This is a genomic window from Tritonibacter litoralis (genome assembly GCF_009496005.1).
Lineage (GTDB): Bacteria > Pseudomonadota > Alphaproteobacteria > Rhodobacterales > Rhodobacteraceae > Epibacterium > Epibacterium litoralis.
Window position 1 is genome coordinate 30,640 of record NZ_WIBF01000003.1, and the last position, 21,682, is coordinate 52,321.

The following is a 21,682-nucleotide window of genomic DNA, read 5'->3' on the forward strand; positions in this document are numbered from 1 at the left end:
TTCGCGGCCCTTACCCTTGGTCGTCGCCCGTCGCCCCAGTGTCCCGTGCAAAAAGGGCAACCGCCCCCGCCCGCCCGCGCAAGAGCTGACCGGGCAGCGCAGCCCAAGCCTCGCGCGCGGGCGCTCCGGTCTCTGCAGGGCCAAAAGCTGCGGTAAGCGCGGAGTCTGACACCAAAAATGGCTCACCTGTGGTTTTGCACATCTCCTGAATGCGCGCGGCCACATTAACCGTGTCGCCCAAAACCGTGTACTCCAGCCGGTCCCGTGTGCCCACAACGCCCACAAACACTTGACCATAGTGGAGCCCTACGCCAATCTTGACCAGTGTTTCGCCCCGCGACGCTCTGTCCTTGGACCATTGCGACATGGCCTCCAAAAGCGCCGCGCCACAGTTCAACCCTCGTTCTGCCGCGCCCTCATCCTCAAAGAACACCAGCGCCGCGTCGCCGATGTATTTGTCTACGATGCCACCGTGCCGTTTGACCGCTGCCTCCACATGTCGACGAAAATCCGTAATGAACCGTCCCACCTCTTCGGGATCGCGCCCCTCGGACCAAGTGGTAAAGTCACGGATGTCCACAAACAGAACCGCCGCCTGGCGATCGCGTCCCTGACGCAGCGCATTGGGATCCAGAACAGCCAGATCTCCGGCGACCTGAGCCGGCAGATATCGGGTCAGGTTGGCCCGTTTCTGTGCCTCTTCGATCGAGCGGCGCAAAAGGTCCCGCATGCGCAACGCCGCCACCACCAAAACGCCACCGGCCAATGCGATCATTGCCAGACGCACCATATTGGGCGGCAGCTCCATCGCAACAGCCACACGTTCCATCGTTGGTCCATTTTGGCCCGCCACACCCGGCAGAAACTGCAGCGCCCCAAGGCCCAGCACCACCAGGACCACGGAATAGATCTGCACGGCGGGGTTAAACCGCAAGACTGCAAACGCCAGCACAATTGGCACCAGCCAGACCGAAGGCATAGCAAAGGCCAGCTTGCCGCCAAAACCAGTGTTCATAACGCTAAGCGCACTGTTGAGCACCATGAACCCGCAATCGATCGTGGCCACAACCCAGATCATCCAGGTTTGAAACCACCCCCGATGCAACAGCCAGATGCTGAGCAATCCGAGCAACAGATACCCCGCCAATGTCATACCAGCGAGTAAGACCTGACGGATCACATGGCTGCGGCCATCGCTTGGCAATTCCCCCACCGCGAGAAACAGGGTGGCAAACAATCCAAGCGCGACACCAATGCGCAGCAGGGCAACCAGATGTTCCGCATCCAACTGCGCCCGCCGGATCACTGCGCTGTCGATGGCGTCACCTCGCGGGATCAGGTCAGACATTGTCGCTAATCAGCGTCATCTGGCGGGGTTCAACCTCAACCGGGCCGGGGTCTTCCAAAACATCTCCAGATGCGACAACCCCCATCGCTTCAAACCGTCGAGCCGAAGGCAGGACGCGGGCCTCTAGCGATCCAACCGCTTTGTTGTAGTGATTGACCGAAGATGACAGCGACTTTCCAACCGAGGATAGATTGCGCGAAAACACATTAAGCCGGTCATAAAGATCCTTGGCCGTTTTCTGCACCTCAATGGCGTTCTTTGCCATTTTTTCCTGCTGCCAGCCATAAGCAATGGATTTCACCAAGGCCATCAAGGTTGTGGGAGTGGCGATCAAGACCTTGTGTTCAAAGGCATATTCAATGAGACCTGCGTCTGCCTCCAATGCGGCAGAGACAAAGGTTTCGCCGGGGATAAACATCACCACAAAATCCGGAGTCTCGGCCAGGGTCTTTTGATAATCCTTGCTCGCTAGCTGTTTCACATGCGTGCGCACATGCTGGGCGTGGCGGGCCAGATGAGTGGCCTGCTCCTCGGGGGTTTCCGCCTCGATCGCGTCCAGATAAGCCTCCAGCGGGGTTTTGGCATCGACAATAATGGAGCGCCCACCGGGAATACGTACCACAGCGTCCGGTCGACGCTGACCGGCGTCAGTGGCAACAGATTTCTCCAGTTCAAAATCCACATGTTCGCTCATGCCAGCCATTTCAAACACCTGGCGCATCTGCATTTCGCCCCAGCGGCCCCGGGTTTTGGGCGCGCGCAGCGCCTGCACCAGACGGCGGGTTTCACCGCCCAAAGCAGCCTGACCATCGGCCAATGTCTTGACCTGTTCTTTAATCGCACCATAGGCCTCATTGCGGGCCTGTTCGATCTCTTTGATACGCTCACCAAACTGGCCAAGTTTCTCATCCAGAGGCTTGACCAGGCTTTCAATCGCCTGATGACGTTTGGTCAGGTCTTGCTCGGCGGCTTTTTCATGAGTTTGAAAGCGTTCGCTCACCAGGTTCAAAAAGCTTTCGGAGTTCTGTTTCAGCACGCCCGAGGCCAGCGCTGAAAACTTGTGTTCCATCTGCTGGTTCATCTGGCGCAGCTCTTCCAGACGGGCGGCATGCTGTGCGGTCATCGCTTTGATCTCGGCCTCGGCCTTGTGGCGCGCGACCAGCTCGTTTTCGTGGATGCGGCGCAGGGTCTTGTTTTCGCCTTCCAGATCCGGAAGGCGCGCGGCCTCGGTTTCCAGCGCGGCAACGTGGCTGCGCAGATCGCTGTTTTGCGCCTGCGCCGCTGTCAGAGTAGACCGATTACGCCCCAAAATGACCAGCAGGAACAGGGTCACCAAAACCAGCCCCGCAACCACATAGTGCAGCGGCGTCAGGGTGGCGGGGTCAAAGGATTGGAGCAAGGTTTCCATATCGCGCGCCCTTTCAGCTGCGGCCAAAAAGCCGTTCGATATCTGCAAGTTTCAGTTCGACATATGTCGGGCGACCATGGTTGCATTGGCCGGAATGGGGCGTGGCCTCCATTTCCCGCAACAGCGCATTCATCTCTTCGCCGCGCATCCGGCGGCCCGAGCGGATGGAACCATGACAGGCCACCCGGCTGAGGATCGCTTCAAGCCGGGCTTGAACCAGCTGGCTTTCACCTTGGTCGGCCAGTTCATCCAGGATATCGCGGATCATAGCCTCGGCGTTCACCTCACCCAGGATCGCCGGTGTTTCGCGCACGGCCACCGCGTTGCCGCCAAAGGCTTCAATGCCCAGGCCGAATTTACGCAGGTCCTCAGCGACCTCCAGCAGCCGGGTGCAATCACCATCGGACAGCTGCACGATTTCGGGGATCAGCAGACCCTGTGCGGTGACCCCATTTTCTGCCATCTGGGTTTTAAGCTTCTCATAGACCAGACGTTCATGGGCCGCGTGCTGGTCGACGATGACCATGCCGTCCTGGGTCTGGGCGATGATATAGTTTTCATGCACTTGCCCACGCGCCGCGCCCAAGGGGAGCTGTTCCGGAGCAGTGTCTGGTTCTGCTTCGGGTGTAGGGGTGTCGACCACGCGGCCGCTGAAGCTTTGTGCCATTTCGGCAAAACCCGGATCCGCAGGCGGCGTAGGATAAGCAGGCGCTGGTATGAACTCCGGACGCTGCGCTGCATAAGAGGCGCTGCGGGCTGCCATCGAGGGCCGCTCCATCTGATACACACGAGGGGCGCCGGTGGCGGTGGGTTCCTCGGGCCGCATGGCGCCCAATGTTGCGCCTGCAACGGTGGTAGAGGCACGATGCCCGGCCTCAGCCAAAGCGTGGCGCAGCGAAGAAATGATCATGCCGCGCGCCAGCCCTGGATCACGGAAACGCACCTCGGACTTGGCCGGGTGCACGTTCACATCCACCAACGTTGGATCGCAGTCGATAAACAGCGCTGCCGCCGGGTGACGGTCGCGGCTGAGGAAATCCATATAGGCGGCCCGCAACGCGCCGGTCAGCATCTTGTCCTTCACGGGACGTGTACTCACAAAGAGGAACTGGCTGACTGCGGCCCCGCGGGAATAGGTCGGCAGCGCCGCATATCCATAAAGGCGCAGGCCTTCGCGGGTGGCATCAATGCGCAGGGCGTTTTCGGCAAAATCCCGGCCGATCACATGGGCCAGACGTCCATGCAGCGCATCAAACAGATCGCCAGACAAGGGATCGGCGCGAAAGGTGACGCGGCCATCGCCCCCACCAGAGACATCGCGCAGGGTAAACCCAATCGCCGGTTCCGCCATGGCCAGCCGTTTGATCGTGTCCGAAATCGCTTGCGCCTCGGCCCGGTCCGATCGCATGAATTTCAGGCGGGCGGGCGTGGCAAAGAACAGGTCGCGCAACTCTACTATGGTGCCTGCGCGCAGGGCGGCGGGTTTGACGGGTTCCACCTTGCCACCGGCCACCCGGATCTGCGCGGTATCAAACCCGGCGGCGCGACTGGTGATTGTCAGGCGGCCCACGGCACCAAGGCTGGGCAGCGCTTCGCCGCGAAAGCCAAAGGTGTGAATGTTCAGAAGGTCCGAGCCATCAATTTTCGACGTCGCATGGCGGGACAACGCCATGGGCAGATCCTCGGGCGTCATGCCAACGCCATCGTCGGTCACCCGGATCAGGGTCTTGCCACCGTCGGCAATGTCGACCGTGATCCGCGTGGCTCCGGCGTCGATGGCGTTTTCAACCAGCTCCTTGACCGCTGAGGCCGGGCGTTCCACCACTTCACCTGCCGCAATACGGTTGATGGCGCTGTCATCCAGCTGGCGGATAACCGGGCGCTTATCTTGTGAATTGGAGCTGATTTGGGGGTCGGCGGTGTTCATACCGCTAAATTTAGCATGGACACCGATGATTCCACCAGCGGCGAATTTGGCGGCCGTCAGACGCCCGCGGGGGCGCCTGCGCGGGTGCGGCAGGGGCCAAAGATCGCGGCCAGTGCCAGGATCACGCCTGAAATCGTGGCGATCATCCCCGCGGCAGAGACTGCATCAGAAAGACCCAGCCACAGTGGCCCATAGCCCGCCAGCACATAGCCTGCAATGGCTGACAGCGCGGCGAACACAAGGCTCCAGGCGACCTGACGCTCCAGCCGGTTGGTCATCATACGTGCGGCAGCGGGGGGGCAGATGAACATAGCAATGACGATAATGGATCCGACCGCATCAAATGCCGCAACCGCCGCAACTGCAGCCACCACCACCAGGGCAAGACCCAAGGGCGTGGTTTTGATCCCCACAGCCTGGGCAAAACCCTCGTCAAAGGTTGAGATTTTGAGCGCCCGCCAAAAGATACCGGTAAAGAGGCTTGTCAGTCCAAGAACCGCCGCCATGCGCGTCAACTCGGATGGCAGACCAGCCAACGCCTGCAGGTCAAACAGCGAAGACCAGCCGGTGGCATCCAGCCAGATCAGGCTTTCAAGGTTGCCATAAAGCGCATGTTCCACGTCCAGATGCACGCTGGAGGTATCGCTTTGCTCGAGCAACAGCACACCGCCCGCAAACATGGTGGTAAAGACAACGCCCATCGCCGCGCCGGGTTCGATGCGGCCCAGACGACGGATCGCCTCGATCAGCAGGACCGCGACCAGGGCGGCCCCAGCGGCACCGATCATCATCGGCCAGGTGGAAATCACTCCGGTCAGGATAAAGGCCACCACAATCCCCGGCAGCACAACATGGCTGATGGCATCGCCAATCAGCGCCTGACGGCGCAACAGCAGAAAATTCCCCGGCAGCGCACAGGCCATGGCCGCGCAGGTTCCGATCACCATCGGCGGCAGGGACAAAGGCACAAATTCCGCACCATTCATGTGGCTACCCCCTGTGGTCCGCCAATTTTCGCGTCCAGCGCGCGGATTTCATCCGGTGTCAGCACGGTTTCAATCTCACGCAGGCCATCATAAAGCTCCGCCGCGCCCTCATGCGCGTGATCTCGGCGCAGGATCTCCCAGCGTTTCTCATCACGCAGCGCTTTGGCCGCGCGGGCCCGTCCCTTGTCGGTGGCCACGCCATCCGGGCGCACCAGACCGGCACGTCCCAACAGGCGCAGGGTCAGCGCCTCATAGATTGGCTGGCCCTGCGCCAGAGCCAACAGTCCCTGACGCAGATGGACCCGGCGTTGAAACCGCTGTTGGCGGATGACGGCAGCCAGAACACCGCGGCTGGGGGCGAAAAACAGTGATAGGATAAACAGCGCGCCGCTCATCAGAACAATCAATGGGCCGGTTGGCAGGTTTGGCGCCGTGGCCGAAAGCCCCGCGCCCAGATAAGCTGCCAGCGCGCCAAAACCGCCCGCCAGCAGGACCACAACGTCAGAGCGTTCAGACCAAAACCGCGCAGTCACCGCCGGGATGATCAAAAGGGCGACAATCAGGATCAGGCCAACAATCTTGAGCCCTACCACAGTGACTGCCATCACCAAACCCATCATCAACAGGTCGATCTGTGGCACATTGATCCCCTGCGCCGCTGCGTATTCGGGATCAAAAGACACCAGCGTCAGCGCCCGGCGCGTCAGCGCGATGATCAGCAATGTTGCAGCCCCGCCACCCGCAATCAGCAGCGCGTCGCTGAACAACATGCCTGCGGTGGAGCCCAACAAAAACCCTTCAAGCCCGGCCTGACGGCCAATGCCTGCGGTCTGAATCACCGTCAACAGCACCACACCAAACCCAAAGAAGGTCGACAAAATCGCGCCGATGGCCGCATCTTCGGCCAACCGGGTGCGTTGGGTCAGCCAGTTGAGGCACCACAAGCCAACCCAGGCCGACAGGGCCGAGCCGACAAGCAAGCCAATCAGATTGCGTCCGTCGCCGCCCAAACTGGCCATCACCAGAAAGGCGAGGCAGACGCCGGGCAGTGTCGCATGGCTGACAGCATCAGCCACCAATGCGCGCTTGCGCAGGAACAGAAAAGTGCCAGTGATCCCCGCCGCAGCACCCAAGAGTGCTGCACCAACGGAGACAAGGGTGGCGTTATAGCCAAGCTGCAGAAAAAGCGCCTGCCAGATCATGGGATCAGCCGGTGATCTGGTTCAGCTGTTCCACCTGTGTCGCCGCCAGTCGCCCGCCATAGGCCGCTTGTAAAGTGACCGTGTTAAAGGTGGTTGCAACGGCGCCTTCGGCCACTTTGCGGGTGTTGATCAGGAAGACATTGTCAAAATACTCGGTCACGGTGGCCAGATCATGGTGCACAACCACCACCGTCTTTCCGGCGGCGCGCAGGGATTTCAGCACTTCGATGATGGCTTTTTCCGTGGCCGCATCGACCCCAGCAAAGGGTTCGTCCAGAAGGTAGAGATCGGCGTTTTGGGCCAGCGCACGCGCCAGGAACACCCGCTGCTGCTGGCCGCCGGACAATTGGCCAATCTGGCGATCGGCAAAATCACCCATGCCCACCCGGTCCAGACAATCCCGCGCAGCCGCGCGATGTTGGCCCCGGATCCGGCCCAAAAGTCCAACCTGACGATAAAGACCCATCAGAACCACATCGATCACCCGGGTGGGAAAGTCCCAGTCGACACTCGCCCGTTGCGGCACATAGGCCACGCGGGCCCGCTGTTCACTAAGGGGTTTGCCAAAGACTTGAACCCGACCAGAGACCGAGGGGATCACGCCAAGGGCCGCCTTGAGCATGGTGGATTTACCGGCACCGTTGGGGCCAATAATTGCCGTCATCTCACCGGGCTGGACGGTCATGTCCACCGAGAATACGGCCGGTTTCTGGCCATAGGTGACGGTCAGACCCCGAATGGCCAGCGGGCAGTCGGCCAGAGTATGTTCCGAGAACGTCGCACCGTTTTCGCAAATCAGATCAAGCATTGTTTAGTATCCAGCCGAAAGTTTGCCATCCATGCCACGCGCAGGCACATCCGAGCCCAAGGCGCTGGCAATGGTGGTGTAATTGTGGTCCAGCATGCCGATCAGCGTGCCCTCATAGGTGCCATCAGCGCCCATCGCGTCCGAGAACAGCTCCCCCCCGATTTTCACGGTATGACCTTGGGCGGCGGCCCCTTCGATCAGCGCACGCACCGAACGATCCGACACCGAGCTTTCGACAAAAACCGCGCTGATCTTGCGGTCAACCAAGAGGTTTACCAGTTCCGAAATACGATTCAGACCAGCCTCGGATTGGGTCGAGATGCCCTGAACGCCCAGGACCTCGAACCCGAAATCCCGGCCAAAATAACCAAAAGCATCATGCGCCGAGAGCAAAACACGGGTGTCCGCAGGCACTTTGCCCAACACATCGTGGCCATAGTTATTCAGACGGCTGAGCTCTGCAATATGGGCGGCTGCATTGGCGGCGAATTGATCGGCCGCGTCAGGACGGGCCTCGGTCAGGACGTGCTGTACCTCGATGACCACGCCTTTCCACAACTCTGGGCTCATCCAGACATGGGGGTCGAATTTTTCGGCGTAATCATCATGACCGCGCAGCACCTCTTTGGGCAGTGCTTCGGCGACCGCCACAACGGTGCGTTTGTCGCCCAGATCCCGCATGAAATCTTCCATCTGCGCTTCGAGGTAGAGACCGTGCCACAGCACCAGATCCGCGCGGGTCATCGCCAGGATGTCGGTGCGGGTCTGGCGGTAAGCATGCGGATCCACGCCCGGCCCCATCAGCGCCGTCACTTCAACTGCATCGCCTCCAACCTGACGTGCGGCGTCCGCGATCATGCCGGTGGTGGCCACAACTTTCAACGGTGCAGCCAAGGCTGCAACCGGCAGGGCCAGAAGGGCAGAAACAGCGGCAATGGTCAGGCGGCGGGTCAGCATCGGAATCGGCATCCTTTTGTCGTACTGTTGATGATATTGAGAACGATTTGCATCTATGTCAACGCTATTGCGAATTATTCTCAAAAAGAAACCGTGATCGCGGCGTTATTTTCCGAATGGTCAAAAATTCTGCCTAATCAGAGGGCGTCTGGTTGATCCTGAGCCACCCACATGCGAGGTTCGCGGCAGATATGCGAGGATGACCATGAACCGTCAAACCGACCCCGAAACCGCTCATACGCTGGCAGAGCCCCGCAATCCGGGCACTGCGCTGGATATGAAATGGGTGGCCGCCGCCCAGGCCAATACATCCGCGATCGAACGTCGCTGTGCCCAATTGCCGGGCCGCCGCTCGATCAAAAAGGATCACCAGGCGGCCTGGCTGTTAAAAGCCATCAGTTTGATCGATTTAACAACGCTGTCGGGTGACGACACCGCGGCACGGGTGCGTCGTCTCTGTGCCAAAGCCCGCCAGCCAGTGCGCGCGGACCTGCTGGCCGAACTTGGGTTCGAGGGTCTGACCACCGGCGCAGTCTGCGTCTATCACGAGATGGTCGAAGCGGCGGTGACCGCTCTCAACGGCACCGGGATTCCGGTCGCTGCGGTCTCAACCGGGTTTCCGGCCGGTCTGTCCCCTTTCCCGCTGCGATTGGCGGAAATTGATGCAAGCGTCGCGGCCGGTGCCGAAGAGATCGACATCGTGATTTCACGTCGTCACGTGTTAGAGGGCAACTGGCAAGCGCTATATGATGAGATGAAAGCGTTTCGCGAGCATTGCGGTGAGGCCCATGTCAAAGCAATCTTGGCCACGGGTGAGCTGGGCACGCTGCGCAATGTGGCCCGGGCCTCGCTGGTCTGCATGATGGCCGGCGCGGATTTCATCAAGACTTCTACCGGCAAGGAAAGCGTTAACGCCACCCTGCCTGTGTCGCTGGTGATGATCCGGGCGATCCGCGACTATTATGAACGGACCGGTTTCCGGGTTGGCTATAAACCTGCTGGCGGCATTTCCAAGGCCAAGGACTCGCTGATTTACCTAAGCCTTATCAAAGAAGAGCTGGGCGACCGCTGGTTGCAGCCGGATCTGTTCCGGTTTGGCGCATCCTCACTGCTGGGGGATATTGAACGCCAGCTGGAGCATCACGTCACCGGCGCCTATTCTGCCGCCAACCGCCATGCGATGGGCTGATCGGGGAAGAGACAATGACAGTAAAAGAGATCTTTGACACCATGGATTATGGCCCTGCCCCGGAAAGCGATACCGAAGCGCAGACCTGGCTGGATCGCCATGGCCGCAGCTTTGGCCATTTCATCAATGGTGAAATGACGGCGGCCAACAATTCATTCGCCAGCCGCAACCCAGCCACGGGCGCTGAATTGGCACAGCTGAGCCAGGCCAGCGCGGCCGACGTCACAGCAGCTGTGGCCGCTGCCCGGGCCGCGCAGCCCAAATGGGAAGCTTTGGGCGGACCAGGCCGGGCGCGCGTCCTTTATGCATTGGCGCGGCTGCTGCAAAAACACGCGCGGCTTTTTGCAGTGCTGGAAACGCTGGACAATGGCAAACCCATCCGCGAAAGCCGGGACATCGACATCCCGCTGGCACAGCGCCATTTCTACTATCATGCGGGCATGGCGCAGCTGATGGAAACCGAGCTACCCGGGGCCCAGGCGCTGGGGGTCTGCGGTCAGATTATCCCCTGGAACTTCCCGCTCTTGATGCTGGCCTGGAAAATCGCACCTGCTTTGGCAATGGGCAACACGGTGGTGCTGAAACCTGCGGAGTACACCTCATTGACGGCGCTGCTGTTTGCCGAGATCTGTACTGAGGCTGGTGTGCCCACAGGTGTGGTCAACATCGTCACCGGCGATGGCGCCGTAGGAGAGTTGATCGTTGACTCCGAAGTCGACAAAATCGCCTTTACCGGCTCCACTGCGGTCGGGCGCAAGATCCGCCAGGCAACTGCGGGCAGCGGCAAAAGCCTCACCCTCGAGCTGGGCGGAAAATCACCGTATATCGTGTTTGATGACGCCGATCTGGATTCTGCGGTTGAAGGGCTGGTTGATGCGATCTGGTTCAACCAGGGTCAGGTCTGCTGTGCGGGCTCCCGCCTGTTGGTACAGGAGAGCATCTCGGACGCGTTTCACCGCAAGCTCAAGGCGCGCATGGACCGTCTGCGCATCGGCAACCCGCTGGACAAATGTGTTGATGTCGGCGCGGTTGTGGACCCGGTGCAGCTCAACACGATTCAATCCCTGGTGGCCGCCAATACCGCAGGCCAGTTGTATCAGCCACAGATCGAGATGCCCGATACCGGTTGTTTCTTCCCACCCACGTTGATCGAGGATCTTCACCCCGCTGACACTTTGATGCAGGAAGAGATTTTTGGCCCGGTCCTGGTCTCCACCACCTTCCGCACCCCGGCCGAAGCCGTGCAATTGGCCAACAACACCCGTTATGGGCTGGCCGCAACGGTCTGGAGCGAGAATGTCAATCTGGCGTTGGATGTTGCCCCCAAACTGGCGGCCGGCGTGGTCTGGATCAACGGGACCAACCTGTTTGACGCCGCCGCTGGGTTTGGCGGTGTCCGCGAAAGTGGGTTTGGCCGCGAAGGCGGTTGGGAAGGGCTGCAGTCCTATTGCAAACGCTCGGCCGCGACCAAACCGCTGACACCCGCTGTGGCATTTACCGGAAACGGCGCGCCCGCCTCCGGTTTGGACCGAACCGCAAAGATGTACATTGGTGGCAAACAGACCCGCCCGGACAGCGGCTATTCACAGGCGGTGTATGGCCCCAAGGGCGACCTGCTTGGCCACGTGGGGCAAGGCAGCCGCAAAGACGTGCGTAACGCAGTCGAAGCCGCCGCCGGAGCGGCAGGCTGGGCCAAAACCACCGGCCATATGCGGGCGCAAATCCTGTATTACATCGCAGAAAATCTTTCGACCCGTGCCGCAGAGTTTACCTCACGGATTGACAGCATGACCGGCGCGGCATCCGGCGCGGCCGAGGTTGAGGCAGCCATCCAACGTCTGTTCACTGCCGCAGCCTGGGCTGACAAATATGATGGTCAGGTGCACGGTGTTCCCATTCGCGGCGTGGCTCTGGCGATGAAAGAACCTGTGGGAGTCATCGGCGCACTCTGCCCGGATGAGGCTCCGCTGTTGGGATTGGTCTCCCTGATGGCGCCAGCCATCGCGATGGGCAACCGAATGGTCCTTGCGGCCTCCTCCGTCTTCCCGCTGGCGGCGACGGATTTCTATCAGGTTCTGGAAACCTCGGATGTACCGGCTGGTGTTGTGAACATTGTGACAGGGGCGCACAGGGATCTTGCCGGTCCCTTGGCAAGCCACATGGCGGTCGACGCGCTTTGGTCGCAGTCCTCAAGCCCGGTCAGCCAGGAAATTGAAACCCTGGCGGCTGGAAACCTGAAACGGAGCTGGGTCAACAACGGCCAAGGACTGGATTGGATGCAAGACCACAGCAAAGCAATCCTGCAGGAGGCTACAGAAGTTAAAAACATCTGGGTGCCTTACGGCGAATAACCGTCGCGACTTGTCCAAATCGGACCCTGTTTCAGAAGATCTGAAACAGGGTCTTATCAAGTAAAAGAGCGCCCCTCGGGCGCTCTTTTACCGTTTAGGAGAGGTCGCGATTTAACGCTTACTGCGTGGCCTGCAATCCTTCGGGACGGCCAACGATGACAAATTGCAACCGGCTTGGATCATAAAGCCGCGCCGCAACGCGGTTGGCCTCTTCCAAAGTAATCGCGTTGATCTTGTCATTGCGGGTATCAATGTACTCCCTTGGCAGATCATCCATTTGCATGCCGACCAAGATCGACGCGATGCGACCATTGCCATCAAACCGCAACGGATAAGCCCCGGTCAGATAGGTCTTGGCGTCCTGCAGCTCCTCGGCGGTCACACCTTGGGTAGCGATCCGTGCCCACTCATTTTGAACCACATCAACCGCCTCTGCCATCTTGCCATTGTCCGAAGCAAAAGAGCCCAGATAGACCGCCGCCAGATCGCGCGGCAGCAGGTAGGAATAGATGCCATAGGTCAAGCCGCGCTCTTTGCGCACCTCATGCATCAGTCGGCTGTCAAAAGACCCGCCGCCGATGATCTGGTTCAACACATAGGCAGCAAAGAAATCCGGATCATCGCGCTCGATCCCGGGCTGGCCAAAAATTGCAACCGACTGCGGTGTGTCAAAATCAACAACATCGATCCCTTCGGCAAAGCTTGGCGCAACCGGTCCGGGCAGCGCGCCGCCTTGGTCAGGAAGTGCGTCCAAAAGCACATCCATCAATGCTCCCAGTTCAGCGGCAGTGATGTCCCCAACGGCACTGACGTAAACCCGGTCTTTGGCAAACACCGCCTCATAGGCGTCAAAGATATCCTGGCGGGTCAGCTCGGTCACCGAGGTAATGGTGCCCTCTTCTGGCGTACCATACGGATGATCGCCATAGGTCTTGGCAGCAAAGACCTTGCCTGCGATCTCTTCCGGATCGGTTTCATTGGAACGCAGGCCAGCCAGCACCTGCGCGCGCACCCGGTCCAAAGCATCCTGATCAAAGCGTGGTTCTTGCAGTGTCTGGCGCAGCAATTCCACTGCTTCATCACGGTTTTCGCTAAGGAAACGGGCCGAAATCGACACAGTGTCACGATCGGAATCAAATCGGAAACTGGCCGCCAGGCTTTCCAGCGCACGAGCATAGTCCTGAGCCAGAAGATCCCCGGCCCCTTCTTCCAAAAGGCCTGTCATCAAATTCACCGCTCCGCGTTTTTCGGGCATATCCAAGGATGTACCGCCGCGAAACCGCAGTTCCAGCGCCGCAAAGGGAATCGAGTGATCCTCGACCAGCCATGCCGTGAACCCTGCAGGAGAGGTGACTTCCTTTATATCAATGGCACGGGCGGGCAAAGCCGTCAGAATCACCAGCCAAGCGGCGGCAATGATTTTCAACGCACTCATTGGGTAACCTCCTGAGCATCACGCGTCAGCCAGCCAGTGACCGAGGCTTCGGGAACCAGGACTTCGCGCGCAACGGCAATAATTTCATCTGCGGTGACCGATTGAAGGATCTGTGGCCAGTCCTGCACATCCTGAACCGTAAGCCCCATGGTCAGCGCCCGGCCATAGCGATTGGCGATCCCATCCACATTGTCGCGCGCATAGATCTCATCCGCGCGCAATTGCAATTTGATCCGATCCAACTGCGCCTCATCCACACCTTCTTCCAAAAAGGCCGCAAGAGTTGCGTCCAGCGCTGCTTCGGCCTCTTCCAGCGAAACATCCTGTGCCGGCACCACCAGGAAGGTGAACGTCGTGTCATCCAGCGAGGCACCACGATAGTAAGACGTGGTATAAACGGCCAGCTGCTGATCGAACTGCAGAGCATTGGTGAGATAAGATGTGCTGCCGCCACCGAGGAGTTGGGCCAATAGGTAAAGTGCAGCCGCTTTTTCCTGGGCCCCACTGTCGCGTTCTGGCGCCAAATAGCTGCGCATGACATAGGGTTGAGCAACCCGTGCATCCTTGAACGTGACCCGGCGCGCGCTCAGCTGAGGTGGCTCGTCCGGACGCAGACGCTCTGGCAGATCTGGATTGGCCGGGATCGCACCGTAATATGTCTCTGCCAGCGTACGGACGTTTTCGGGGTCTACGTCGCCGGACACCACAAGGATCGCGTTGTTGGGAGCATAATACATTTCATAAAAGGACAGGACGTGTTCCATATCCAGTTGTTCCATCTCGTGGCGCCAGCCGATGATCGGCTGCCCGTAACGATGGTTGAGATATTGAACCGCGCGCATCTGCTCGTTGAACAAAGCGCCCGGATCACTGTCTGTGCGTTGGCTGCGTTCTTCCAGAATGACCTGACGTTCGGTTGTGATGTCATTTTCAGTCAGACGCAGGTTCACCATCCGATCTGCTTCCATCTGCATCATCAATTCCAGTCGATCGGCTGCGACTCGTTGGAAATACGCGGTGTAGTCATAGCTGGTGAAGGCATTGTCCCGCCCGCCATTGGCCGCAACGGTTGACGACAATTCACCGGATTCCAAATTCTCGGTCGCTTTGAACATCAGATGTTCAAGAAAATGCGCAACACCGGACACGCCCGGTGTCTCATCCGCTGAGCCGGTCCGGTACCAGACCATCTGCTGGACCACCGGGGCGCGGTGATCTTCGATCACCACAACATCCATTCCATTGTCCAAAGAGAAGCTGGTGACCTTTGCCTCTGAGGCGTGAACACCTGCTGAAAGGGCCAAAACCAGCGCAATGGCGCTTGTGATCCTGCGGATCATATGTCGTCCTCCGTCATCCTGCGGCGCATTGTCATGCGGTCCGCGCCGGAACTGCTCATAAACCCCGCAACGCGGGATTAGCATCGGTATACCCGTTACTACTGCCTTTCAACCTACGTTTCTTCGTCGTGGGAACAAGGCCGCTGGCGGGGTTGTGAGCGGACTTTAAGAAGTTTATTGGGCCGGCGGTGCGGATGGCGTGCCGGTTTGCGCATTGCGATAGGCTTGGTTCACCGCAAATGGATCCAGCGACTGACGCTTGTAAGCGTCGCCATAACGATCCACTGGGAACAGTTTAATCCGCGCTGTGCGCTGTTCGCGACGGCGGAATTTTGCGTCTTCTTCGGCCAGATCTTCGCGGATGTCGGGCTGAACCCCATACCGCCCCGTCGCCGCCAACAAGGCGCTGTCCGACGCAGGCACGCCTGATGATCCCGGATTGCCGCCCAAGGCCACAATCGCATCAGCGCGCGGGTTTTGGTCAGTGCGGTTGATCCCACCCGGCGTCGGCTGCGGAAGCTCTGCGAAATTCGCTGGATTTTCCAAAGGCTTCACAGGTTGGACCAGAAACTCATCCGGGCCCGAACTGTTGTTGCGCAGATCATGCAGGCCACCTTTGCTGCAGGCAGAGGCGATCAGAACAAGCGCCAGCGCGCCAAGGCTTTTTGAGATCTGCATCCGAAACAACTCCCGTCCGTTTATCGCGTCTTAGCGGATTTTCTGGGCAAGGTCACGCGGGCTTTTTCAGCTGGCCTTCAAACAGGATCAAACCAGCCGCCCCGGCAAAGATAAAGACATCCGCGACGTTGAACACAAAGGGGTTGTTGATCCCGCAGCAGGACATGTTCAGGAAATCAAGCACATAACCATAAAGCACACGGTCATAGACATTGCCAAGCGCACCGCCGATGACCAGCCCCGCCGCCAGCCGCAGGCCGCGGTGGGCCGGCTGGCGTGTGGTCCAAATTGTAAGCGCCGCACAAATCACCAGCGACACCCCGATCAAAATCCAGCGCCCGGTGTCCGCACCGCCATCAAACAGTCCAAAATTGATGCCGGTGTTTTCGCCATAGCGAAAGTTCAGGATCGGCGGCCACACGTCGATAGCATAGCGGTCAATCAGCCCCAACCGGTAAACCACCAGATATTTGGTGAGCTGATCCAGGCCAAAGGCCAGCGCAAAGGCCGCAACGATCAAACGCATGTCGCCGATCCTGTTTGCTTAGTGACGGAAGTGGCGCATGCCGGTGAAGACCATCGCGATGCCATTTTCATTGGCTGCATCGATGACTTCCTGATCACGCATGGAGCCACCTGGCTGAATCACGCAGGTCGCACCCGCAGCAACGGCTTCCAACAGGCCATCGGCAAAAGGGAAAAACGCATCAGAAGCCACGGCAGAACCTTTGGCGAGGCTTTCGTCCAGCCCCAGCTCTTTGGCCATGCGCTCGGCTTTGGAAGCGGCCACATTAGCGCTGTCAACGCGGGACATCTGGCCCGCGCCCACACCCACGGTCGCGTTGGATTTGACATAAACGATCGCGTTGGATTTGACGTGTTTGGCAACTTTCCACGCAAACAGAAGATCTTGCATCTGTTCGTCCGTCGGTTTGGCCTCGGTCACCACTTTCAGGTCGTCGATACCGACATATCCCACGTCCTTGTCCTGAACCAGAACGCCGCCAGCAACCTGTTTATAGGCGGTTATCGCAGCACGCGGTGCGGGCAGAGCATCGGTCAGCAACAGACGCAGGTTTTTCTTCTTGGCAAAGATCTCTTTGGCCTCATCCGACGCGCCGGGAGCGATGACCACCTCGGTGAAGATCTCAACGATCTTTTCGGCGGTGGCCGCATCCAGCGGCTGGTTCAGCGCCACGATCCCGCCAAAGGCAGAAGTGCGGTCGCAGTCAAACGCTTTCTGGTAGGCGTCCAACAAGGTTGCGCCGGTTGCTACACCACATGGGTTGGCGTGTTTGATGATGGCAACAGCCGCGGTTTCCGCCGGGTCGAACTCGGCCACCAGCTCATAGGCAGCATCAGTGTCGTTGATGTTGTTGTAGCTCAGTTCCTTGCCCTGCAGCTGCTCGGCCGTCGCCACACCGGGACGGGCGGTCCCATCGGTATAAAAGGCCGCTTTCTGGTGGCTGTTTTCACCATACCGCAGGGTTTGTTTGATCTCACCTGCGAACACCCGGCGGCGCGGGGTTTCTTCACCAATGGCATTGGCCATCCAGGTGGAGACAGCCGCGTCATAGGCACCGGTGCGGGCATAGGCGATCTGGGCCAGTTTCTGGCGGAAGGCATAGGTGGTCTGACCATCATTGGCGTCCAGTTCGGCGAGCAGCGCGTCGTAATCTTCGACGTCGACAACCGTGGTGACAAAGCCGTGATTTTTGGCCGCTGCGCGGATCATGGCAGGGCCACCAATGTCGATGTTTTCGATCATTTCAGCATAATCCGCACCGCGTTCCAGCGCGGCTTCGAACGGGTAGAGGTTCACAACCAGCAAGTCGATCTCACCAATGCCGTGTTCAGTCATTGCAGCAACGTGGTCGTCATTGTCGCGCAGCGCCAACAGGCCGCCATGCACCTTGGGGTGCAGGGTTTTCACACGACCGTCCATCATCTCCGGAAACCCGGTTACATCCGACACGTCTTTGACGGTCAGGCCTGCATCACGCAACGCTTTGGCAGAACCACCGGTGGACAGAAGCTCAACACCGCGCTGAGCCAGCGCCTTGCCCAGGTCAATAAGACCGGATTTATCGGAAACAGAAAGCAACGCGCGGCGCACGGGATGGAGATTGGTCATGGGTGTGGCAGTCCTTTGTCAGGCTCAATCAAAACTTTCGGGCTCGTCCCGGTTGATGTCACGCACGGCAACGGCAGTATCTTGTGCCTTGCTCAGCACCCACCGGACGCGCGTCGCATACTCTATTGCGTAGCCAGATAGAATGATTTGTTGCGAAGCGCGAGGCTTCAAGCGGCCTTTTTCCAGATAAAAACTGGGTTCCAGCCGCAAATTAGCCCCGCCGCCATGGCGAAACACCCAAATTTCACCACTTTTAAGGGCCAGCGACACGGCAGAGCCGCCCATATCCAGACGCGCATCCACATCCGGATGAAGATGGAATCTGAGATCATAACCGATGCCTGTGGCCCCGGTCGTGCGTTTGGTGCGGTCAAACCGCTGCTGCGCGGCCTCATCCAGCGCCAATAGCATGTCATCACCCGTAAGAGAGCGCCCATCATCGCTCAGCTCCAGGGTCCGAGCATGGGTCAAACCAAAGGCCGCCTCATATCCATCATGGGCCATTTCGATCTTGGTCTCATGGGTCTGTTCTTCGACCTCAATCGGCACCCGCGTTGGGCCTTCGATTAAGGCTTCGCGGTTGGAGACTTTGTGCGGGCTGGCCAGTCGGGCCATGGAATGCCCCGCAAGACACAGGGTCGAATGGGAGGGTGTGGCACGCCCAGCGCGACGCCATTCCAGCCCAAAAGTCTCGCCCGAGCCGCAATTGACCACCAATGGTCTGCGCCCGGACGTCAGCTCAAACGCCAGGGTGGAGGCATGCGCATTATAGGATGCTGTGCCTGTCGGTGGCAGGGCTGCATCCACAATCACCGAGGTGCGGCGCGCATAAAGGCGGGCATAGCCCATCGCCAGACCTTTGGGTTTGGCCCGGCTTTTGGGTCCCGCCGCCAGCGCATGATCAATCCGCCCTTCCATGCCCCGACCACCACCGTGGAACCGGGCCAAACCGCCATCCGTATGACGCAGATTGCGCAGGGCCGGGGCAATACGTTCAATCGCGTTTTGATGGGCAGGCGCAACCCGGCGGCCGGATTCGATCAGCGCTGCCGAGGCCCAGGTCAACAGGGTGAAAACCTCCAGCAATTCTTCTGGATTGCGGGTCAACAGCCCCCCTTGGGCGTCGATCTGGCTTTCGCACTCCTGAGACAGCGCTTTGATCGCAGGCTCTGCCAGCTCTTCGCGCCCCTCCAGGGCAAGCCCTGCATAAATCAATCCGGTCAGAGCCTCAAACCGAGGCAAACCCGGAATAGCCCCTTGCCAACGATGAGAGAGAAACCAAGTCTGGCGCGACAGTGAAGCATAAAACGCATCCGACGCCTGCTTGTCCTGCCCCGCCAACAGAAACAGCGCGTGGTTGATCCAGCGAATGACCCGCCGCCCGGTCAAATCCGCAGTCCAGCCGATCCCGCCGCCGTCACCATGCGCCTCGATCCAGCCCCAAAGCCAGGTCTGGGCCTTTTTGCGCGCGGCCAGATCGCCCACAGCAACCAGATCATCCAGCCAGGCAAAGCCGTGACGCTCCGCGTCAAAAGCCTGATCAGGGGCGTCCACTTCCCACAGACCCGTGGTCTCTGATTCCAATAGGTAGCCGGCAAACAGCAAATTGCCCGACACCAGCTGTCGCCCGCGCGCAAAGCTGCCGATGGTGCGCGGCTCCGGTTGGGACACAAACCCGGTCGCCGAGGGCTGGCGACGGGATCTATAGGCGTACCAACGGTTCAGCAGAACTGTTCGATTGGTGGAAATCCGGCTGTAATGTGACATGCTCAAAACGTCTCAATCCGGCCTTAGAGATGTAAAATTGCAGGCCTTTTCCCGCGAGCATAGCGCGCGGCCTGACACAAGTCACCGGGATTGAACGTCTTGGGACACCGCGCTCAAGCGGATTTGCGCAGAAGGGCCATGTAAAACCCATCCATACCGCCGCGATCCGCCCAATAATCGGGACGCAGCCGCAGGCCGCCTTCCTCGGTGATCCAGTTCGAATCGATGCCCAAGGCGTGGATCGGTGCCGGATCGGCGGTCATGTCGGGGAACATATCCAGTGCGTCTTCGATCTGGCATTCGCCTTCATCCGGCAACAACGAGCAGGTGCAAAACACCATCCGCCCACCGGGTTTTACAAGGCTCCAGGCATGGGCCAGCATCTGGGTTTGCAAGTTGATCAACGCACCAAAGTCACTGCCATCCTTGGCGTGGGGCAGGTCGGGATGGCGGCGAATGGTGCCGGTGGCGGAACAGGGCGCGTCCAGAATAACCGCATCATATTGCCCGTGATGTTCCAACGCGTCCCTCGCGATGACCTGCGCGGACAATTTCGTACGGGTCAGGTTTTCCTTCAGCAGCGCCAGACGTTTTTCCGATATATCAACGGCCGTTACATCTGCGCCTGATGCCGCAAGCTGTAGGGTTTTGCCGCCAGGTGCCGCACAAAGATCCAGCACCGCCTCTCCCGCCTGCGCCTGCAGAAGGCGCGCGGGCAGGGCCGCGGCCGCATCCTGCACCCACCAGTCTCCGGTCTCAAACCCCGGCAAGGTCGAGACCTGCACGCTGTCTTGGACCCGAATCGATCCGCTTGGCAGGGTGTCGCCTTCGGGCAGGGCTCCGTGGCCGGGAGCCTTAGGCGTCACATCCAGCGGTGCGCCCGCCTGATGCGCGGCTTCGATCCCACGCAGAGCGTCACTGCCCCAGGCCTCAACCAAAGGCGCGCGCAGCCATTTGGGCAGACGAGACGTACGCAGTTTTGCCCATTCAGCCGGTCCATGTTCCGCAACTTTGCGCAGAACCGCATTCACCAGGCCTTTCAGCGCGCCATGGCGTTTGTGGCGGGCAATAATATTGACAATTGTGTTCACCACACCATGCGCAGCGCCGCCGGCGCAGAGCTCATAAGCTCCTAGCCGCAAAGCATTTTTCACGTGCAACGGCGGCGCCTTTTTCAGGTATTTGGCGAGGATCTTGTCGCAACGCTCCAGATTGCGCAGCGTATCCGTGGCCAGCCTTTGCGCCCGCGCGCGATCTTGCGGCTCGAGCCGCTCCAATGCCCCGGCCGCATAACATTCCGCCAACAAGCGACCCTCGCCCAGAACCTGGTCGAGCAAAAAGACAGCCGTGCGGCGAGCGGGGGTGGCATCAGACATTTCGGGCAGCCCTTTGAGGTGCAATTGCTCCTGAGAACGGGTTGTTCCCAGTAAAGCCGCGCGTATATCATGCCCAGAGCATAAAGGAACCCGTCAATGACCGACGCGACGCCGGAGATCAAACCCGAGTGGAAACACCTGCCCCCTGCCGCCCAACGCGCCTTGGCCGAAGCCGAAGCGCGTAGGCAGGCTGAGCAGGAAAAAGAGCCGCTGCCAACAGAATTGGGCGGGCGAGATGGCCCCGAACCCGTACGATATGGCGATTGGGAGAAAAAAGGCATTGCGGTCGACTTCTGACCAGCATCGACAGGTTCATGATCATCGAAATCCGCCGATACACCCTGCGCCCGGGGAAACGAGAAGAGTTCATTCGTTTCTTTGAAACCGTGAACCGGCAGGCGCTGCGCGAGGCAGGTATGCAGGTTTTTGGTCCGATGCGCGATCTGGAAGACCCCGACAAAGTGCACTGGATGCGTGCTTTTCCCAGCTTGGAAGCGCGGGAAGAGATCAAGAGAGCTTTTTACGATGGTCCCGTCTGGAACCAGGACGTTGAATCCAAAGTCATGCCAATGATCGCGAATTTTGAAGCATCACTGGTGGAAACAACCGACGGGTTTGAAGGGTTTTCTGGCACGCCTACGCCTTGAAAACTGAGGTCTTCGCCCTGGCGATCAGCTCGCGGGGGCCAGCCCCCGCACCCCCGAAGTATTTTCAAAAAGATGAAAGCAATAGCGTGTCGCCGACCTTTCATCTTTTCTCAAATACTTCCGCCGGAG

Annotated in this window: 18 protein-coding genes; 4 read left to right on the forward strand and 14 right to left on the reverse strand. The window is 59.5% G+C overall.

Going from position 1 to position 21,682, the window contains the following annotated elements:
• Positions 1–10 precede the first annotated feature (10 nt).
• Genes GFB49_RS06420 through GFB49_RS06450 form a run of 7 tightly spaced genes read right to left on the reverse strand, consistent with a single transcriptional unit; the run spans position 11 to position 8,636 of the window.
• Positions 11–1,348, reverse strand: coding sequence for an adenylate/guanylate cyclase domain-containing protein (locus GFB49_RS06420; RefSeq protein WP_153215035.1), 1,338 nt, complete (start codon positions 1,346–1,348; stop codon positions 11–13).
• Positions 1,341–2,756, reverse strand: a complete 1,416-nt coding sequence (locus tag GFB49_RS06425; RefSeq protein ID WP_153215036.1) for a DNA recombination protein RmuC — start codon at positions 2,754–2,756, stop codon at positions 1,341–1,343. Before GFB49_RS06425 ends, GFB49_RS06420 begins: the two co-directional genes overlap by 8 nt.
• Positions 2,757–2,769: 13 nt before the next feature.
• Positions 2,770–4,683 (reverse strand): DNA mismatch repair endonuclease MutL, encoded by a 1,914-nt coding sequence (gene mutL, locus GFB49_RS06430; RefSeq protein WP_153215037.1) that lies wholly within the window; start codon positions 4,681–4,683, stop codon positions 2,770–2,772.
• A gap of 56 nt (positions 4,684–4,739) precedes the next feature.
• The gene (locus GFB49_RS06435) at positions 4,740–5,669 is read right to left on the reverse strand and encodes a metal ABC transporter permease (RefSeq protein ID WP_153215038.1); all 930 of its coding nucleotides are present in this window, start codon (positions 5,667–5,669) and stop codon (positions 4,740–4,742) included.
• A complete protein-coding gene (locus GFB49_RS06440; protein WP_153215039.1) occupies positions 5,666–6,871 on the reverse strand; it encodes a metal ABC transporter permease in 1,206 nt (401 codons plus the stop codon). Before GFB49_RS06440 ends, GFB49_RS06435 begins: the two co-directional genes overlap by 4 nt.
• A 4-nt stretch (positions 6,872–6,875) precedes the next feature.
• Positions 6,876–7,679 carry a metal ABC transporter ATP-binding protein gene (locus GFB49_RS06445; RefSeq protein ID WP_153215040.1) on the reverse strand — a complete coding sequence of 268 codons (804 nt, stop codon included), beginning with the start codon at positions 7,677–7,679 and terminating at the stop codon, positions 6,876–6,878.
• A 3-nt stretch (positions 7,680–7,682) separates the two neighbouring features.
• Entirely contained in the window at positions 7,683–8,636 is a 954-nt protein-coding gene (locus tag GFB49_RS06450) for a metal ABC transporter solute-binding protein, Zn/Mn family (RefSeq protein ID WP_153215041.1), read from the reverse strand.
• Positions 8,637–8,841: 205 nt separating this feature from the next.
• Here GFB49_RS06450 and deoC point away from each other — a divergent pair, with 205 nt between their 5' ends.
• Complete coding sequence (gene deoC / locus GFB49_RS06455; protein ID WP_246149641.1) at positions 8,842–9,825, forward strand: deoxyribose-phosphate aldolase; 984 nt, start codon at positions 8,842–8,844, stop codon at positions 9,823–9,825.
• A gap of 14 nt (positions 9,826–9,839) precedes the next feature.
• The gene (locus GFB49_RS06460) at positions 9,840–12,176 is read left to right on the forward strand and encodes an aldehyde dehydrogenase family protein (protein WP_153215043.1); all 2,337 of its coding nucleotides are present in this window, start codon (positions 9,840–9,842) and stop codon (positions 12,174–12,176) included.
• A gap of 118 nt (positions 12,177–12,294) precedes the next feature.
• On the opposite strand, the gene GFB49_RS06465 is transcribed toward GFB49_RS06460, so the two are convergent.
• The 7 genes from GFB49_RS06465 to GFB49_RS06495 all read right to left on the reverse strand — a co-directional run bounded on the left by GFB49_RS06465 (position 12,295) and on the right by GFB49_RS06495 (position 20,906).
• Positions 12,295–13,611: a M16 family metallopeptidase gene (locus tag GFB49_RS06465; RefSeq protein ID WP_153215044.1), complete on the reverse strand. Its 1,317-nt coding sequence runs from the start codon at positions 13,609–13,611 to the stop codon at positions 12,295–12,297.
• The gene (locus GFB49_RS06470; RefSeq protein ID WP_153215045.1) at positions 13,608–14,951 is read right to left on the reverse strand and encodes a M16 family metallopeptidase; all 1,344 of its coding nucleotides are present in this window, start codon (positions 14,949–14,951) and stop codon (positions 13,608–13,610) included. Before GFB49_RS06470 ends, GFB49_RS06465 begins: the two co-directional genes overlap by 4 nt.
• Before the next feature lie 174 nt (positions 14,952–15,125).
• Positions 15,126–15,629, reverse strand: a complete 504-nt coding sequence (locus tag GFB49_RS06475) for a DUF3035 domain-containing protein (protein WP_153215046.1) — start codon at positions 15,627–15,629, stop codon at positions 15,126–15,128.
• Positions 15,630–15,681: 52 nt separating this feature from the next.
• Positions 15,682–16,155 carry a signal peptidase II gene (lspA, locus tag GFB49_RS06480; RefSeq protein ID WP_153215047.1) on the reverse strand — a complete coding sequence of 158 codons (474 nt, stop codon included), beginning with the start codon at positions 16,153–16,155 and terminating at the stop codon, positions 15,682–15,684.
• Positions 16,156–16,173: 18 nt separating this feature from the next.
• Complete coding sequence (gene purH / locus GFB49_RS06485) at positions 16,174–17,763, reverse strand: bifunctional phosphoribosylaminoimidazolecarboxamide formyltransferase/IMP cyclohydrolase (protein ID WP_153215048.1); 1,590 nt, start codon at positions 17,761–17,763, stop codon at positions 16,174–16,176.
• A 24-nt stretch (positions 17,764–17,787) separates the two neighbouring features.
• On the reverse strand, positions 17,788–19,530 hold the full coding sequence (locus tag GFB49_RS06490) for a heparinase II/III family protein (RefSeq protein WP_153215049.1): 1,743 nt from the start codon (positions 19,528–19,530) through the stop codon (positions 17,788–17,790).
• A 113-nt stretch (positions 19,531–19,643) separates the two neighbouring features.
• Positions 19,644–20,906: an RsmB/NOP family class I SAM-dependent RNA methyltransferase gene (locus tag GFB49_RS06495; protein ID WP_153215050.1), complete on the reverse strand. Its 1,263-nt coding sequence runs from the start codon at positions 20,904–20,906 to the stop codon at positions 19,644–19,646.
• A 96-nt stretch (positions 20,907–21,002) separates the two neighbouring features.
• On the opposite strand from GFB49_RS06495, the gene GFB49_RS06500 reads away from it, so the two are divergent.
• On the forward strand, positions 21,003–21,203 hold the full coding sequence (locus tag GFB49_RS06500; RefSeq protein ID WP_153215051.1) for a DUF1674 domain-containing protein: 201 nt from the start codon (positions 21,003–21,005) through the stop codon (positions 21,201–21,203).
• 17 nt (positions 21,204–21,220) lie between these two features.
• On the forward strand, positions 21,221–21,553 hold the full coding sequence (locus GFB49_RS06505; protein WP_153215052.1) for a putative quinol monooxygenase: 333 nt from the start codon (positions 21,221–21,223) through the stop codon (positions 21,551–21,553).
• Positions 21,554–21,682: the final 129 nt, after the last annotated feature.

Coding starts and splice junctions, on each gene's coding strand:
- GFB49_RS06475 (WP_153215046.1), bottom strand. CDS start 15,629: ATGCAGATCTCAAAAAGCCTTGGCGCGCTGGCGCTTGTTCTGATCGCC.
- GFB49_RS06505 (WP_153215052.1), top strand. CDS start 21,221: ATGATCATCGAAATCCGCCGATACACCCTGCGCCCGGGGAAACGAGAA.
- GFB49_RS06420 (WP_153215035.1), bottom strand. CDS start 1,348: ATGTCTGACCTGATCCCGCGAGGTGACGCCATCGACAGCGCAGTGATC.
- GFB49_RS06500 (WP_153215051.1), top strand. CDS start 21,003: ATGACCGACGCGACGCCGGAGATCAAACCCGAGTGGAAACACCTGCCC.
- GFB49_RS06460 (WP_153215043.1), top strand. CDS start 9,840: ATGACAGTAAAAGAGATCTTTGACACCATGGATTATGGCCCTGCCCCG.
- deoC (WP_246149641.1), top strand. CDS start 8,842: ATGAACCGTCAAACCGACCCCGAAACCGCTCATACGCTGGCAGAGCCC.
- GFB49_RS06435 (WP_153215038.1), bottom strand. CDS start 5,669: ATGAATGGTGCGGAATTTGTGCCTTTGTCCCTGCCGCCGATGGTGATC.
- GFB49_RS06495 (WP_153215050.1), bottom strand. CDS start 20,906: ATGTCTGATGCCACCCCCGCTCGCCGCACGGCTGTCTTTTTGCTCGAC.
- lspA (WP_153215047.1), bottom strand. CDS start 16,155: ATGCGTTTGATCGTTGCGGCCTTTGCGCTGGCCTTTGGCCTGGATCAG.
- GFB49_RS06490 (WP_153215049.1), bottom strand. CDS start 19,530: ATGTCACATTACAGCCGGATTTCCACCAATCGAACAGTTCTGCTGAAC.
- purH (WP_153215048.1), bottom strand. CDS start 17,763: ATGACCAATCTCCATCCCGTGCGCCGCGCGTTGCTTTCTGTTTCCGAT.
- GFB49_RS06450 (WP_153215041.1), bottom strand. CDS start 8,636: ATGCTGACCCGCCGCCTGACCATTGCCGCTGTTTCTGCCCTTCTGGCC.
- GFB49_RS06465 (WP_153215044.1), bottom strand. CDS start 13,611: ATGAGTGCGTTGAAAATCATTGCCGCCGCTTGGCTGGTGATTCTGACG.
- mutL (WP_153215037.1), bottom strand. CDS start 4,683: ATGAACACCGCCGACCCCCAAATCAGCTCCAATTCACAAGATAAGCGC.
- GFB49_RS06445 (WP_153215040.1), bottom strand. CDS start 7,679: ATGCTTGATCTGATTTGCGAAAACGGTGCGACGTTCTCGGAACATACT.
- GFB49_RS06425 (WP_153215036.1), bottom strand. CDS start 2,756: ATGGAAACCTTGCTCCAATCCTTTGACCCCGCCACCCTGACGCCGCTG.
- GFB49_RS06440 (WP_153215039.1), bottom strand. CDS start 6,871: ATGATCTGGCAGGCGCTTTTTCTGCAGCTTGGCTATAACGCCACCCTT.
- GFB49_RS06470 (WP_153215045.1), bottom strand. CDS start 14,951: ATGATCCGCAGGATCACAAGCGCCATTGCGCTGGTTTTGGCCCTTTCA.